Source organism: Xanthocytophaga agilis, from assembly GCF_030068605.1.
Taxonomy (GTDB): domain Bacteria; phylum Bacteroidota; class Bacteroidia; order Cytophagales; family 172606-1; genus Xanthocytophaga; species Xanthocytophaga agilis.
In genome coordinates this window covers 797,450-812,241 of sequence record NZ_JASJOU010000001.1, presented here as the reverse complement: position 1 = coordinate 812,241, position 14,792 = coordinate 797,450, and the positions used below count along the sequence as shown (strand labels likewise).

The following is a 14,792-nucleotide window of genomic DNA, read 5'->3' as shown; positions in this document are numbered from 1 at the left end:
CAAAAAGTTGTTTGGCGTGTAATCAATATCAACTAAAAGACTATGCAGGACATCGGACCACTTCTTACTCTTTATAAACAAAATCACCGGCTTCCTATCCTCCTTATCTCTCCTACCTTCGGACATCTCTCTCCGGAAATTGCCAACCAGTACGGTCTTACTCATCGCAAAAATCATTATTTTTTCTTCTTTATGATTGAAGGTTTTACTAAGCACGGCGTTGACCTCCAACAATTTGAAATAAAAAACAACCAACTTCTATTCATCCTTCCTCACCAGATTCACCAGCTGCCATCTGGCCAAAAAGGTACCGACTATTTCAAACTCGGGTTTGATGAAAGTTGCCTTTCACTGTTACCCAAACACTATCCTTTTCTGATCAATCCTCTCAACAACCAGAAGATCCATCTTACTCCATCAGCGGCGGCAAGGCTAAAATCCATCTTTGAGTTACTACGCGAATTACTCCGCGAAATGGATACAGATCCTGAACTCATTCTTGCACATCTCAATAGCCTGTTAACAGAGATCAACACTGCCTATTTTGCGACAGACAAACGTCCTGTAGATGAAAAGCTATCCAAATACATCTCTTTTAAACTCTATGTAGAAAACAATCTCACTGACCATACCCCAATACAGAATATTGCAGAGGAACTGACGCTTAATACCAACAGCTTATATACTATTGTTAAACACTATTCCGGACTTTCTCCCAAAGAATTTATCACCAATCGTCTCATACTGGAAGCCAAACGCCGTCTGTATTATTCAGAAAGTCATTCTATCAAAGAACTGGCCTATGATCTGGGTTTCAATGATCCGGAATACTTCTCCCGTCTGTTTAAAAAGGTAACTGGTAAAACCATCAACATCTTTGTTCAGGATTTGTCAGGGTACTAATATGTTTTGTCCGGCTCCTTTTGTACTGTTCTCCTGATCTTTGTTCTATTACTAAAAACGTAAATCATGAACAGAAAACTAGGAAAAAATGGCCCTATTGTATCCGCAATAGGTTTAGGTTGCATGGGAATGTCTGGTGCCTACGGACAAAGTGATGACAAAGAATCTATCGCTACCATCGAAAGAGCCCTGGAACTCGGACATAACTTTTTGGACACTGCAGATTATTACCTGATGGGACATAACGAAGAACTCATCTCTCAGGCAATAAAAGGTAAACGGGACAAAGCTTTTCTTTCTGTAAAAACGGGTCAGATGGTTGCTCCTGGTCCTAACAAATCAATGGGACGTGGTCCAGTAAATACCCATCCTGACTACATCCGCAATGCGGTTATGTTTAGTCTTCAGCGTCTCAAAACTGATTACATTGATCTGTATACGCCTGCACGGGTAGATCCCACTATTCCTATTGAGGACACGATGGGTGCACTAGCGGACCTTGTGCAAAAAGGTATTGTTCGATATATTGGTTTGTCTGAAGCTTCTGCTGAAAGCATTCGCAAAGCGGCAAGTGTTTATCCGATTAGGTCTCTACAGATTGAATATTCTCTCTGGAGCCGCGAGATTGAAGCGGAAGTACTTCCAACGATTCGTGAACTAGGCATAGGTCTGGTTGCCTATTCACCTCTGAGTCGCGGATTTTTAACTGGTGAATTCAAAACACCCGAGGATTTGAAAGACAATCGTGTACATATGCCACGCTTTCAGGGAGAGAACTTTTATAAAAACCTGGAACTGGTAGAAAAGATCAAAACGCTGGCAGCAGAAAAAGGCTGCACTCCTTCTCAGCTAGCTATTGCCTGGGTGCTTGCTCAAGGGGATGATATCATTACTATTCCAGGCACCAAACGCATCAAATACCTGGAAGAAAATAGTGCAGCTGAAAATGTGCAGCTTACCACAGAGGACTTACAGACCATTGAAGCTATTATGCCAGCAGGAATCGTCTCTGGCAATCGTTATCCTGAAAGATTTATGCAGGATTTAAATAAATGATTGGAGTAAATAAAATTCAACTTTTTTAAACACTGGCTCGAGCATCTGCCCAAGCCAGTGTTTATACTAAAGCTAACAGCAAATCGGTCAACTTAACAGGCTTTGCTACTACTCAAAAAAAACATAACAATCTGGCAACCAGGATCGGATTTCTGTAATACTTTCCTTACTCATCGGATTATCTTTCAGAATCAGGTTTTTCAGACTTTTTAAATTACGGATCTCAACAGGTAAGCTTGTAAGACGATTTTGACAGAGATTCAGTTCTTGTAACTGAACCAGATTTCCTATTTCTGGAGGTATAGAGACAAGTATATTACCTATTAACTCCAGTTTATACAGATTGGTCATTTTTCCAATCTCAGGTGGTAAGGTTTCCAGACAATTATTAATCAGAATTACAGTATCTATCCGGGTTAAGTTACCGATTTCCGGAGGTAAGTCACAAAGAGTATTGTTTGAAAAATCTAAAATACCCAAGCCTGACATATGAGTAATTCCAATAGGAAATTCCTCAAAATAATTATTCTGCAAAAATAAAGTATCTACTAACTTTAGATTACTTATCTGCTCAGGCAATGTTGTTAGATTATTGTTACATAGGTCTATTTGAGTAAGCTGAGTCAGATTACCTATTTCATTTGGAAGACTTGTCAACTTATTATTTGGCAACTCCAGTAGGCGTAATTGAGTTAACTGACCTACTTGAGAAGGGATATTTCTTAACTGGGTATCGCTTATACATAAGCAAGCAAGTTGAGTGAGCTTACCTATTTCTTCTGAAATTTCGGTTAAATCTGTACTATATATACCCAATGAAATAAGCTGGCTCAGATGTAGAATCTGATTAAGGATAACTGGATCATATGGGTCGCGCATCTTCACTTCTTTTAGTTGATGAAGGTTATTAATCTGTTGAGCCAATGGAACCCTGAAAGCATCTTTATTCGGGTAGACCCGTTTATAGAGTTTTTCGATAACTGCTTGAAATGGTTGAATATCTATCTGCAATGTTTTTGCCAGCTTTAATCCCAATCGAATACTTTCCAGCTGCCCTGAGTATAAAAGCCGATATACATTTTCCTGTTCTTCCTGATTAAGCGACATGGGGTTCTACTAAATAAAAGTATTTACTTTTCCTGAATTATACAGCAAATTGCATAATGATACAAAATAATAGATTCAAGCCATGTATTTAGGTAATGATATTCAGCAAGTCCCCATTTATTCTTTACAGCCAGACGATGTAACGGCCAACAAACATTTTAGGATGTATCACTTTGAGGGTACTTTACCTGATCAATCGGAACTTCTGATACCTCATCGCAAGGACTATTATCTGTTCGTTTTTATTCGAAAAGCAGGTGGTCGCCAATGGATAGATATGACACCCTATGTACTTAAACACAACGCTTTTTACTTTACTGTACCCCACCAGGTCATTGTAAAAGATAGCATTGATCATTTATGGAGTACTGGCATTGCCTTTACCACTGAGTTTTTATCGTTTCAGGAAAATGCATCCTTAAGTAATCTCCCATTGATCCAAAATCCCCGAAACGGTCATGAACTGTTACTTACTGAGACAGATACTGCTTTTGTAGAAGACATCTTGGCAAAGATCACCAGTGAATACCTACATCCCAGTGAATGGCAGCAACGCATGCTGGCTGCTTACCTGACAGTATTGCTTACGTATCTGAGTCGCCTGTATACAGAGCAATTTACGGATGAAGATAATACAGCGAACAAGCCTGTTTTACAAAGCTTTCAGGCAAAAGTCAATGAGTCTTTCCGCGAACTACATGAGGTAAGTGACTATGCATCCCTACTCAATCTATCAGCGGGACATTTAAGTGAGATGGTAAAAATGCAAAGTGGAAGGCCTGCAATTAAACATATCCATGATAGGCTGATACTGGAAGCCAGAAGGCTGCTCTTTCATACCAATGATTCCTTAAAGGAAATTGCCTTTGATCTGGGTTTTTCGGATGCTTCTTACTTTAATCGATTCTTCAAACGCGAAACAGGTGTTACTCCCGCTGACTATCGGGACACTACCCGTAAAATGTACCAGTAATACCGTTGGATGTGTCACTTCCGGGCACGTTACACACTGTAGTTTTGTACTGTTATTCAAATTAAGACAAACATATGAAAACAGTACTCATCACAGGAGCCAACAAAAGTATTGGCTTTGAAACAGCCAGACAACTATTACAACAAGGATATTATGTATATCTGGGTTGCAGAAATCTGCAAAAAGGTCAACAAGCAGTGAGTCAGTTACAATCAGAAGGTTTAACTCAGGTAGAGCCTATCCAGATTGATGTAGATAGTCTGGAATCTATACAGGCAGCACGCCAGATACTTGGTCAAAAAACAAAAGTGCTGGATGTGCTGGTTAACAATGCAGGAGTCAGTGGTATCTTGCCACAACCTGCACTGGAAACAGATATCAACCTGATCAGACAGGTTTTTGAAACCAACTTCTTTGGGGTTATAGCAGTTACCCAGGCATTTATTGATATGCTAAAGCTATCTTCTGAACCAAGAATTGTAAACGTTACCTCAGGTCTTGGCTCAATCACCTTACAGAATGATCCGGCATGGAAATACTACCAGGTTAAACTAGCCGGCTATTTTCCATCCAAAGCAGCTCTTAATGCCTATACTACCGTATTGGCTTATGACCTACGTGATACTGCATTTAAAGTAAATGCTGTTGACCCAGGATATACTGCGACCGATTTTAATCATCATTCCGGTCCCGGCACGATACCCGATGCGGCTGCCAGAGTAGTAAAAGCTGCCACGTTTGGTCCGGATGGCCCTACAGGTCAATTTTTCAGTGATGATAATTCACCTGAAACAGGAATCAGTGCATGGTAAAATGTAGGTATTAGTACAATAAGCAAGCCATTTTTACTTCAATCGATAAAGCCTAACGAGAACTACACTCGTTAGGCTTTATTCTTTTAGGAAGAATATACTGATATAATCTACAAAGCAACTGATAAACTCACTACATCAGCACAGAAAGAGTAAGCTCAAAATACTTGTTGTGCTTAGCTTACATTTCTACAGCTGTAAAACCATCTCCTACAACCATTACACAAAAACGTGTAAAATTATTCCGTCACAACTCGTAGATTACTTCAAAAACAACACGGAATTTTACTATCTTGCTCCACAACTACATCAATAAACTGATCAAAGGAAAGCATCCTATAAAACTTCCAAGTTCCCAATGTGATGGGTACTTAGAACAGAACTATTCATAACAGCTAAGTAAAGTTAAGTAACTCATGTCCTACACCTATCTTATTTCATCGGTCTGTCGAAGACCAACCATTCAACAAATTGCACTATTTTTGGTAACAACACTTATTCCGGTAGCAATCTTTTCCAATGGTGCCTTAGCCCAAACAAGTCAAACCGATTTCTCTTCGTTTGTTGATCCAAATATTGGGACAGCACACTGTCGCTGGTTTCATTTTACCCCTGGAGCTATTCCTTTTGGAATGGCTAAGCCCGCCCCTTCAACCAACGGACATTATGGTAATAATTCAGGATGGGAAGCAGTCGGATATGATTTTAGGCATGAGTCCATTGAGGGCTTTGCTAATTTTCACGAGTTTCAGATTGGCGGAATTGTCTTTGTGCCTATAACTGGTAAGCTACAAACTATTCCAGGAAAGTTGGAAAGTACACTGGAAGGCTATCGTTCTGCTTTTGACCGGAAAGATGAACACGCAACGGCTGGTTACTATTCGGTAGTATTGAAAGAGTATGGTATAAAAGCTGAATTGACATCTACTGAGCGGGTAGCTTTTCATCGGTATACATTTCCGGAAGGACGAGAGTCACATATTTTATTTGATATTGGAAATCGCCAGGGAGAAAGCGGACGTGTAAAAGATGCTAAGGTATATATTACACCTGATGGACGAATTGAAGGGTTTGTTACCACACTGCCAGAGTACGTTCAAAAATATCAGCCTGGAGCAGAAGTGAGTATGTATTTTTCAGCGGTTGTTAATAAAAAGCCAGAGGCTGTTGGCGTGTTTAAAGGTAATGAGCAGCAAGCAGGCAAGACAGAAATTGTGGGTGAGGGTTCCGGTTTATATCTAACCTTTTCGACTAAGGCCAATGAATCTATTACAATCAAAGCAGGGCTTTCTTATACTTCTATTGAAAATGCACGACTTAACCTTCAGACTGAAGCCCCTACCCTTACCTTTGATCAGGCAAAAATGCAGGCTCTTGCCAAATGGAATGCCTATCTGGGCCGCATTCAGGTAGAAACACCTAACAAACAAGACAAAGTAAAATTTTATACAGGTTTGTATCACGCATTGCTGGGTCGGGGACTAGCAAGTGATGTCAATGGAGCCTATCCAAAAAATGATGGAACCATAGGCCAGATTGCTCTCGATAAAAACAAACGCCCACTCTATCATCATTACAATACTGACGCAATCTGGGGTGCATTCTGGAACCTGACTCAGCTTTGGGCATTGGCCTATCCCGAATATTATTCAGAGTTTGTCAAAAGTCAGTTGCTTGTCTATAAAGATGCCGGATGGCTGGGTGATGGTATTGCCAACAGCAGATATGTCTCTGGGGTAGGTACTAATTTTGTCAGTCTGACATTAGCAAGTGCGTATATGTGTGGAATCCGGGATTTTGATGTAAATATGGCTTATGAGGCATCTTTAAAAAATGAGATAGATGGAAACAATCGCCCGAGAGGTGCAGGCAAACTGGATGTAGAACGCTTTGTGAAATATGGCTTTGTGAATCACCTGGATACAATGGCGGCCCCAGATGAAGCCTGGCGCTTCTCAGGCTCTCACACGCTTGAGTATGCCTTCAGTTCATTTGCTGTTGCTCAATGGGCAAAGCTGCTGGGAAAGGAAAACGATTATGCGAAGTTAATGCCATTGTCTAAAGCCTGGGAGAAAATTTATGATCCCCAGATACAGTTTATGCGCCCCAAATATGCCAACGGAAAATTTATTGACAACTTCAAACCAACACAGGTATGGCGTGGATTCCAGGAAGGGAATGCCTGGCAATATACATTTTATGTGCCTCATGAACCCGAAAGTCTGGTTGCAAAAGTTGGAAAGGAACGATTCAATGCACGCCTCGACAGCATTTTTACTGTTTCGCAGAAAGCTGTTTTCGGAGGAGGAAAGACCATAGATGCCTTTGCCGGTCTGGAAGGATTATACAATCATGGCAATCAGCCCAATCTGCATATTTCCTGGTTATTCAACTATTCCGAAAAACCTTCTCTGACTCAGAAATGGGTACGAGCTATCTGCAATGAATTTTATGGAACTGAGCCTGTACACGGATATGGTTACGGGCAGGATGAGGATCAGGGACAACTGGGAGCGTGGTATGTAATGGCTAGTATGGGACTGTTTGATGTAAAGGGTCTCACAGAAACAACACCTAGCTTTGGAATAGGCAGCCCGCTTTTTGATCGTATTGTAATTAAGCTTAACAACAAATACTATAAAGGAAAACAGTTTGTGATAGAGGCTCGAAACAATAATAAAGAGAATTTTTACATACAGTCGTTTTCTTTGAATGGAAAGCAACTTTCAACACCTTTTATTCCATTTTCATCTGTGACAAATGGAGGAACTTTATTATTACAAATGGGTAATAAACCTAAAGACAAACAGTAGTAGTTCGCAAAAATGGATGGAGAAGGAAACATAAGTCATCCCGAGTTTTGGAGAAAACAATATCACATCCTTTAAAAAAAGAGAAACAAAGTAGTTACAAAGAGAATTGTGATGCCTTCAATCGCGTTTGGTCGTATAGGTGCGTAGGCAATCTTTTCTCCGTGAGGTTGGCCTTTGGCCTTGCGGGGGGAAGGATCGGAGAAAAGTGCCCTTTTTTGGTTACTTTTTTGGGCAAGCAAAAAAGTGACACGGCGATAGGAAGAGAAATGTTCAGGATTATAAACCGACTTTGCAAACAAGCAAAAATGAAGAAGCCACAAGTAGAATAATGTAAGGGACAAGTAAGAAATGCAGAAAGAGATAGTTCTCAAAAATAAACCCAAGCCCACATTTTCAAAAGCATAGGCTTGGGTTTTACTCATATCCAACATTCGGGACGATTCATGTATATCCTTACAAATCGATTTACTTGTTTACTATTAATATAGAAGATCTTTATACTCTGAAACAGAATAGTAAATAAGAATTTTGAAGAAAAATTGTTATATGATAAAATAATGGTTATCATTCATCTGGTACACGTATATATAGTATCAATACACAAACTATGAAAAAAACAGATACACTTTTAGGTACTCTCATTGGAATTTTCGGGTCTACATTTATTATTTCAACACTTGCAGCAGAAGCTTGCACATCATCAGGTCCTTGTGGAGCAGGAATTTGCATGTTGATGTGGCATCTGGTAGGAGTACCTCTGGGAATTATAGCTGGAAACTTAATCGTTACAGGTTGGCGTCGATATATTCACAAATCATCCTAATTGCTGAACGAAGAATAGTAAGGTTGATCCTGTACAAGAACATGTTGTTTACAAATTGTCTTGTATTTATATAAACTAACACACCATTTATAAAGTCAAAACTTCAATATCATGTCATGCCAGATTTCTCCACCATGTACGGATCTGGATATGCCTAAATCAGCAAAACCAAATTTCTCATAGTACGGAATTAAGTATTTTTTACAGGTCAATGTAATGCCAGTTCTGTTTTGCTCTTTTACTTTCTCAATAAGGAGATTGATTAATTTACCCCCATACCCATTATTCCTATACTCTGGCAATACCGCAATCCCAAAAATAGATTGCCAGGTCCCATTGTCATTGTGCAACTCTGCCTGAGCAAACATCTCATCTACAATTGTTTGATTATCAGTCACCATGCCATTGATATACCCAATAAGCTGGCCTTTATCTTCCAGTAACCAAAAATGTTGAGGAAAAACCTGAAGTCTTTTTGAAAAAGAATCCAAGGATGCAGCTTCATTGGGAGGAAAACATATACTTTCAATCTGGTATATCGGTTCTAAATCCTTAATTGTTGGATTTCTGAAATTCATATTCTCATTCAATTTTTACGTGGTCTCTACAGTCAAATGAGTTCAAAAGACAAATCAAAGATCTGCTCCAGCCTTCTCTGCAAATTTATGAAGATAAACCATGGGACTTAATACAGCCTGCTTCAGTAAATAGCCCTTATACAACCAGCTTATTTTTGTTGTATAAGGGCTATTTACTAGATTAGATGCACATTTACCTATAAACATAAGTAAACGATCTCTTTACTTTTCATATATCAACTCAGACTCCTGAACAACCAGTGTATCTCCTGTATTCAAGGCTTTATATCCTGTAGGGTCAAAGGAATTATTATATCTTATTGAGTAATAACTATACCCTCCACGTTGTGTAAGCAGAAAAGAAAGCATAGGAAACGTTAATTGGCTGGAAGTATACTTTGCGTAGCTACCTACTACACTTTGAGCAATAGTTTTATATCCTGATGAAGTAGAAACAGGGAATCTGTTTTCGTACAAAGGCTTATATTTTTGAATAGCCAGCATTAACTCATACATGTAATCTACCTCAAATCTTGCAGTATCCTGAGGTACAAAATAGATCATGTTATCATGAAACTCTACATGAAAATTTCCTGCATAACGACCTATCTTAGCATTATCCTTTGCCAGAATCTTTACAGTATCTCTATCACTAGAAGCAACTACCCCTGACTTAGGTTTAATAAAATCCCAAGGCTCATGAAAACGATTTGTAAAATCAGTAATAATGGCTTGATCTTTTACTTCACCTTGTTTTGTAAAAAGACGGACATCAGAAGTAACAAAAATTTCTTTAGTATGATAAATAGAGGGATATAAGAGGACAGGCTCCTCTTCTTTCTTACAAGAAGAAAGTAATAGGATACTAACCAAGAAATACAAATATCGCATCAATTTCGATGTTAAATAGCTGGTAGAGACTGTTTTCATTGAGTGTTACTTTGTAAAAGTCAGTAGACGATTTTTTAGGTAATTTTACGATTTTTCCCTCAGTATTATCACATGATCTTCATGATAATAAATTGCTTCTGTAGCACTTTAAACTTTACAAATAATTTATTTATTCCAGCATGCACAATCAAAACAAGCCCTATAAATAAAGTAAATTCCGACTTTCGAGCAGTTAACCTCTTCACAACTGCTCAATATCTGAAAGAATCCGGATGCCACTCTTCTTCATTAATTCACTTGCATTGAAGTCAGTACAAATCCCTTCAGTAAGTGTATAGTCAAATATCATTTTACCTTCCCGAATGGCACTGTTGAAACTGTAGTTGGCAACAATCATATGGTTGGCGGCTAGCTTTGCCAGTTCCAGATCGTGTGTCGAAATAATACCAAAAGCATTGAGTTCGTTTAATTGTCTGATTAGAGAAACACCTCCTCTATATCGATCCTGGGAGTTGGTTCCTTTAAAGATCTCATCCAATAAAAAGAATAACGGTTGCTGCTGCTCCAATAATTTCAGTAATTGTTCTATTCGCTTGAGCTCTGCATAAAACGAAGATACCCCTTCTTCGAGATTATCCTGTGTACGCATACTTGTAAATAACATCATATTAGACACTCGCCCGGATTGGGCACAACAGGGAGCACCCATTAAAGCCAGAACCAGATTGAGGCCAACAGTTCTCAGAAATGTACTTTTCCCGGCCATGTTAGATCCGGTAATAACAGCAATCTCTCCCCTACCCTTTAAAGTAAAATCATTGCAAATTCTTCGTTCAGTAGGTAGTAAGGGATGGCCCAATGTTGTAAACTCAATCACATAGAGTTCATCCTGTATCTGAGGAAAGGTAAAGGAAGGATTGGAGTAAGCAAAACCTGCTATACTATTCAAAACCTCAAACTCACTGACAGACGAAATCCATTCTTTAAGAAAAATTCTGTTTTTGTGCTTCCACTTTTCTGTCTGAAGGATCAGGTAAATATCCAGCAGCCAGAAGGTGTTAAAATAGACAGTATAGAAAGGATTTCTTCCTACCGGATTGGCTCTGGTGCCTCTTAGCTTAAATACATCCAGTATATTTTTTAGTTTGTCGATTTCCTGTGCGGCAGAATAGTTATTCTGACTAAAAACAGAATGTAGCTGAACCAGCAGTCGGGCATGAAACTGTTCTGTTTCAATTCGGGTAATCAAAGCCTGATATCCTGCCAATATTTTTACATTCTGGTGTGTATTGTCAATAGTCTCTTCTGCCAGAGGTCCTACTTTTTTTAACACAAAAAAATTGATCATCAGAAGTACTAGAAGAGGAACCATATCCAGTAAGGCTGTCGAACTAAAGATATTAGCCAGTGCATAGATTGTGGCAACAGCAGTCAGGACACCAAGTGAAATTGCCGTCACCAAATGTTTCGTTCGATGAGGAAGCAATACCTCTGGTTTTTCTACCCAGGTAAGCAGTTTGGCATAATCGCTTTTTGCATTCTGGTGATGCATACCTGCTGCCTGGAAGTCCTGTCGCCATTCCAGCTTTGGAGTCAGTTCTTTTACAGCCTGTTGCCTTTCCAGAATAATAGTATTCGCAGCGGGTTCGGATAGCCATTCAGCCAGACGCATGCTTCCGGATTCGGTTGTTGTCCGATTGATCAGTTGAAAAAGGGAATGTTTCCCAAAAACATCCAGATCAGCAGCATACGGATGTTCTCTATTTACAAAGATATCTCCTGTGGGAAAATCAGACAATCGGTTGCTTGACCTGGCAGCTTCCTGCTCATTCACTTCTTTAAGAAAGGCTGTTTGCTTCTTCACATAAAGCAATGCATTGTAACGTTTAATCATTATACCCAGCGCAACCAAACAAATCGGAGCCACAATGAGTAGTGGAGCTAACGCCCTGTTGTTTGCCAGTATAACCACAACGATGGCAGAAGCCAGAAAAACAGCTATCCGTAGCAAAGAAAGACGACTTAATTCTGCTTCCGTTTTTGTAAGAGTACTCTGATACTGAGCAATCTTTTGATGATATAGATCCATAGATCGTATGTACTTTGGTTAATTTTAACTTTTTATATCCAGCATAGCAATGAGTATAATGGATAAACATGGTGCATGCATGCACCATGTTTCAAATTAGGGCCACTAGTTTAAACTTTATTTTTCATCTTAACTAATGATTCTATTGCGGGGAAGGGTGAGGGCATTATTCTCATTTTTTCAAATGTAATAGCAATATTTCCTTAATAGTAATTGATTCTTCTAAAAAGCTTTCAACAATAACCCCATTGGGATCTACAAGGAAGATAGTGGGATAATGAGTTATTTTATATAACTCTTTAATAGGGCTATTAGCAGAAGCAACCATTTGAGGCCAGTCAATTTTTTTTGTTTTATATAAGAAGAAACAGCCTCTGGAAAATCTAGAGCAACTCCTAAAACCTTTAGTCTAGGCTGAGAAGAATTTATTTTATTTACTAATGGTACAATTGTTTCCTCCAATCGGAAAGTACTGGCGCCACAGGTAGAATTCCAAAAATATAGTAATGTATATGATCCTCTATAATCAGACAATTTTATTGAATCCTGATTTAGAGTCATTCCTGCAAATAAAGGGGCTAAATATCCTTTTTGGGTAGAAGAAATACTTCTTGAGTTTGCATTTTTACTCAAAGTAATAACCTCACCATCCTTTTTTACATCTTTAATAAAAAGAGTATCAGAATCCAGATTGAATAATCGCCTTCTCTAAAAGGCCCTACAGTAATCCCATTCTTATTATTCTTAACAAAAATCTGTGGCTCAGATTTATAGTTGAAACCACTCAGAAACCTGGAGGAGAGTAATACAGTATATGACGTGTTATGATATGTAAATAGCCCTTTCCTACTTTCCAGATACCGATAATTCAAACTCCTAAATTCCCCATTATTATTTTGCACATCTAATACTTTAATCTTTGTGGAAGAGGTTTGTATCTGACCATCCTGAAACCGTTGAAATGTAATAACATGTTCTTTACCACTAAAAAGTGTCCCGGAGACTTTTTTTAATTTAACGGGCTTGTCATTTATTAAATCACCATTCCCATCCTCATCCAGGATATAATACCAGGTATTTCGTTTTTTTCCGATTAGACCTCTTATGTAAGTAGTAATAGTAACAGGTGTGCAACTGAGGGTATCTACTCCCCATTTCTGAATAACTCCCTTTAAGAATGAAAAAGGCATATCTCCCCGTTTATAAGCCTGATAAATCACTTGCCCGTGATCGATAAACTCAGATACTCTTCTGACACTGTCAAAGTCTTTAGGAACATTTTTCAAATCAGGAAAAGCTTTATTCCAAACAGTATTAGAATCAAAGCTCATCAGTGTCTGTATATCTGATGTGCTATCACTAGTATGCTTTCCCATCGGAATCTGAATGAGTAGCGGATTTGTGACATTCTGGCTATAGACAATAGCTACATTTAAAATACTAAGAAAAAAGAAATACGCCCTTCATATATTTTCAGCTATTGTATGAATATGTCTAACAGAAAAGCTATTAACTTAATGACTCATCTTTTGTTATAGTGATATATAACTCTTGAAAGAGAAGTATCAACCAAAGCTATACCTTTTGCTTTAATTGACATTATAATCAAACTAGAATTTCAAAATATCTACTATACATCAGAATAATTTTATCATAAAAGAAACAAGGTATTAATAGATAATATTCATTCCACAACAGGTAACTCGCTTTATCTCATCCTGCTTCTAAAATAACCTGCCAAAGCTCGGATTTTATTCAAGCTATTTTCAGATGTTCTGCTTATTTAGCATTGCAAACTGAATAAGTAAGTATAATCAGAGGCAGAGAGAAATAAAAAGCCAATCCTATGAAAGATTGGCTTTTCATATAGTAGTATGTTCGAAAATCTCTGGCTACATCAACCAGATTATGAATAACGAAACTGGAAATAGTAGCTCGCTTACAATCCTTTCAGCCTCAAATTACGGTATTCTACTTTCATGGGTGGACCCACATGCACCTGCATCCCCAGTAGTCCTGACATTTTACGATTTGCCGTGTCATTGTCCGTTACATCGCTGATGAGCACCCCATTGATGTAATGCTGCAGGTGGTTCCCTCTGATTACCAGACGAATCTCATTCCAGTCCTCGCTTTTGACGACATTTTTCAAAGATGCTGCTGTACCAATCGAATCTGTTACATGTAGACCCTTCCACGCATTGTTTTCTACATCATCCGACAGATTTGCAGAGGGATGCTCCAGCGGATTAATAGTTGTTTTCTGACCCCGGTAAGCCAATGTTGTTCTGGCCCGTTCCTCATAGTTTTGACCTGTATAGTGGTTATTTCCATCAATATCGGCCTGATAACCTTTGAGGGCGAAGGGAATTTGCGGCAGTTGCTCACTCCGGTAATTAATGCCTGAGTTACCGGATTTTGTGATCCGAAATTGCCCTTTCAGCTCGAAATCTTCAGGCTTTCCACCTCGCCAGATGATAAATGAGTTAGTTTTCAACGGTTTGTCAGGTATGATTTCACCTATTAAACTCCCATTTTCTACTCGCCAGTAGCTAGCATCTCCTTCCCAACCATTGAGTGTTTTTCCATCAAATATGGATACAAAACCCTCTTTATCTTTTTTCGGGCTTGATTTGTCTGTCTTAGTTTGGCTAAAAACAGGAGTTTTACCCATTCCAGCCAGCAACACACTAAGGATAGCCGTTGCCAGATAGAGAGGTAGTTTTATTCTTTTTATCATAGGACTA

The 14,792-nt window shown here is 38.7% G+C and carries 14 protein-coding genes; 6 read left to right on the top strand and 8 right to left on the bottom strand.

Annotated features, from left to right (window positions below; genetic code table 11):
• Window positions 1–42 precede the first annotated feature (42 nt).
• On the top strand, window positions 43–903 hold the full coding sequence (locus tag QNI22_RS03335) for an AraC family transcriptional regulator (protein WP_314509200.1): 861 nt from the start codon (window positions 43–45) through the stop codon (window positions 901–903).
• Window positions 904–969: 66 nt separating this feature from the next.
• The gene (locus QNI22_RS03330) at window positions 970–1,959 is read left to right on the top strand and encodes an aldo/keto reductase (RefSeq protein ID WP_314509199.1); all 990 of its coding nucleotides are present in this window, start codon (window positions 970–972) and stop codon (window positions 1,957–1,959) included.
• A gap of 108 nt (window positions 1,960–2,067) precedes the next feature.
• Here QNI22_RS03330 and QNI22_RS03325 read toward each other — a convergent pair whose 3' ends face one another.
• Window positions 2,068–3,066 carry a leucine-rich repeat domain-containing protein gene (locus tag QNI22_RS03325; protein WP_314509198.1) on the bottom strand — a complete coding sequence of 333 codons (999 nt, stop codon included), beginning with the start codon at window positions 3,064–3,066 and terminating at the stop codon, window positions 2,068–2,070.
• Window positions 3,067–3,148: 82 nt separating this feature from the next.
• Here QNI22_RS03325 and QNI22_RS03320 point away from each other — a divergent pair, with 82 nt between their 5' ends.
• The 3 genes from QNI22_RS03320 (at window position 3,149) to QNI22_RS03310 (ending at window position 7,664) form a co-directional block, all read left to right on the top strand.
• Entirely contained in the window at window positions 3,149–4,039 is an 891-nt protein-coding gene (locus QNI22_RS03320) for a helix-turn-helix transcriptional regulator (RefSeq protein WP_313982203.1), read from the top strand.
• A 74-nt stretch (window positions 4,040–4,113) separates the two neighbouring features.
• Window positions 4,114–4,851 (top strand): SDR family oxidoreductase, encoded by a 738-nt coding sequence (locus tag QNI22_RS03315; RefSeq protein ID WP_314509197.1) that lies wholly within the window; start codon window positions 4,114–4,116, stop codon window positions 4,849–4,851.
• Between the two features lie 416 nt (window positions 4,852–5,267).
• Entirely contained in the window at window positions 5,268–7,664 is a 2,397-nt protein-coding gene (locus QNI22_RS03310; protein ID WP_314509196.1) for a GH92 family glycosyl hydrolase, read from the top strand.
• A gap of 71 nt (window positions 7,665–7,735) precedes the next feature.
• On the opposite strand, the gene QNI22_RS03305 is transcribed toward QNI22_RS03310, so the two are convergent.
• Window positions 7,736–8,086 (bottom strand): hypothetical protein, encoded by a 351-nt coding sequence (locus QNI22_RS03305; protein WP_314509195.1) that lies wholly within the window; start codon window positions 8,084–8,086, stop codon window positions 7,736–7,738.
• Window positions 8,087–8,271: 185 nt separating this feature from the next.
• On the opposite strand from QNI22_RS03305, the gene QNI22_RS03300 reads away from it, so the two are divergent.
• Window positions 8,272–8,487: a hypothetical protein gene (locus QNI22_RS03300; RefSeq protein ID WP_314509194.1), complete on the top strand. Its 216-nt coding sequence runs from the start codon at window positions 8,272–8,274 to the stop codon at window positions 8,485–8,487.
• A 95-nt stretch (window positions 8,488–8,582) separates the two neighbouring features.
• Here QNI22_RS03300 and QNI22_RS03295 read toward each other — a convergent pair whose 3' ends face one another.
• The 6 genes from QNI22_RS03295 to QNI22_RS03270 form a co-directional block, all read right to left on the bottom strand.
• Window positions 8,583–9,065 carry a GNAT family N-acetyltransferase gene (locus QNI22_RS03295; protein WP_314509193.1) on the bottom strand — a complete coding sequence of 161 codons (483 nt, stop codon included), beginning with the start codon at window positions 9,063–9,065 and terminating at the stop codon, window positions 8,583–8,585.
• A gap of 222 nt (window positions 9,066–9,287) precedes the next feature.
• Window positions 9,288–9,995, bottom strand: coding sequence for a hypothetical protein (locus QNI22_RS03290; protein WP_314509192.1), 708 nt, complete (start codon window positions 9,993–9,995; stop codon window positions 9,288–9,290).
• Window positions 9,996–10,197: 202 nt separating this feature from the next.
• Entirely contained in the window at window positions 10,198–12,045 is a 1,848-nt protein-coding gene (locus QNI22_RS03285; RefSeq protein ID WP_314509191.1) for a MutS-related protein, read from the bottom strand.
• A gap of 282 nt (window positions 12,046–12,327) precedes the next feature.
• Window positions 12,328–12,678, bottom strand: a complete 351-nt coding sequence (locus QNI22_RS03280; RefSeq protein ID WP_314509190.1) for a peroxiredoxin family protein — start codon at window positions 12,676–12,678, stop codon at window positions 12,328–12,330.
• A 23-nt stretch (window positions 12,679–12,701) separates the two neighbouring features.
• Window positions 12,702–13,421, bottom strand: a complete 720-nt coding sequence (locus QNI22_RS03275; RefSeq protein WP_314509188.1) for a hypothetical protein — start codon at window positions 13,419–13,421, stop codon at window positions 12,702–12,704.
• Between the two features lie 563 nt (window positions 13,422–13,984).
• Window positions 13,985–14,785, bottom strand: a complete 801-nt coding sequence (locus tag QNI22_RS03270; RefSeq protein WP_314509187.1) for a 3-keto-disaccharide hydrolase — start codon at window positions 14,783–14,785, stop codon at window positions 13,985–13,987.
• Between the last annotated feature and the right edge of the window lie 7 nt (window positions 14,786–14,792).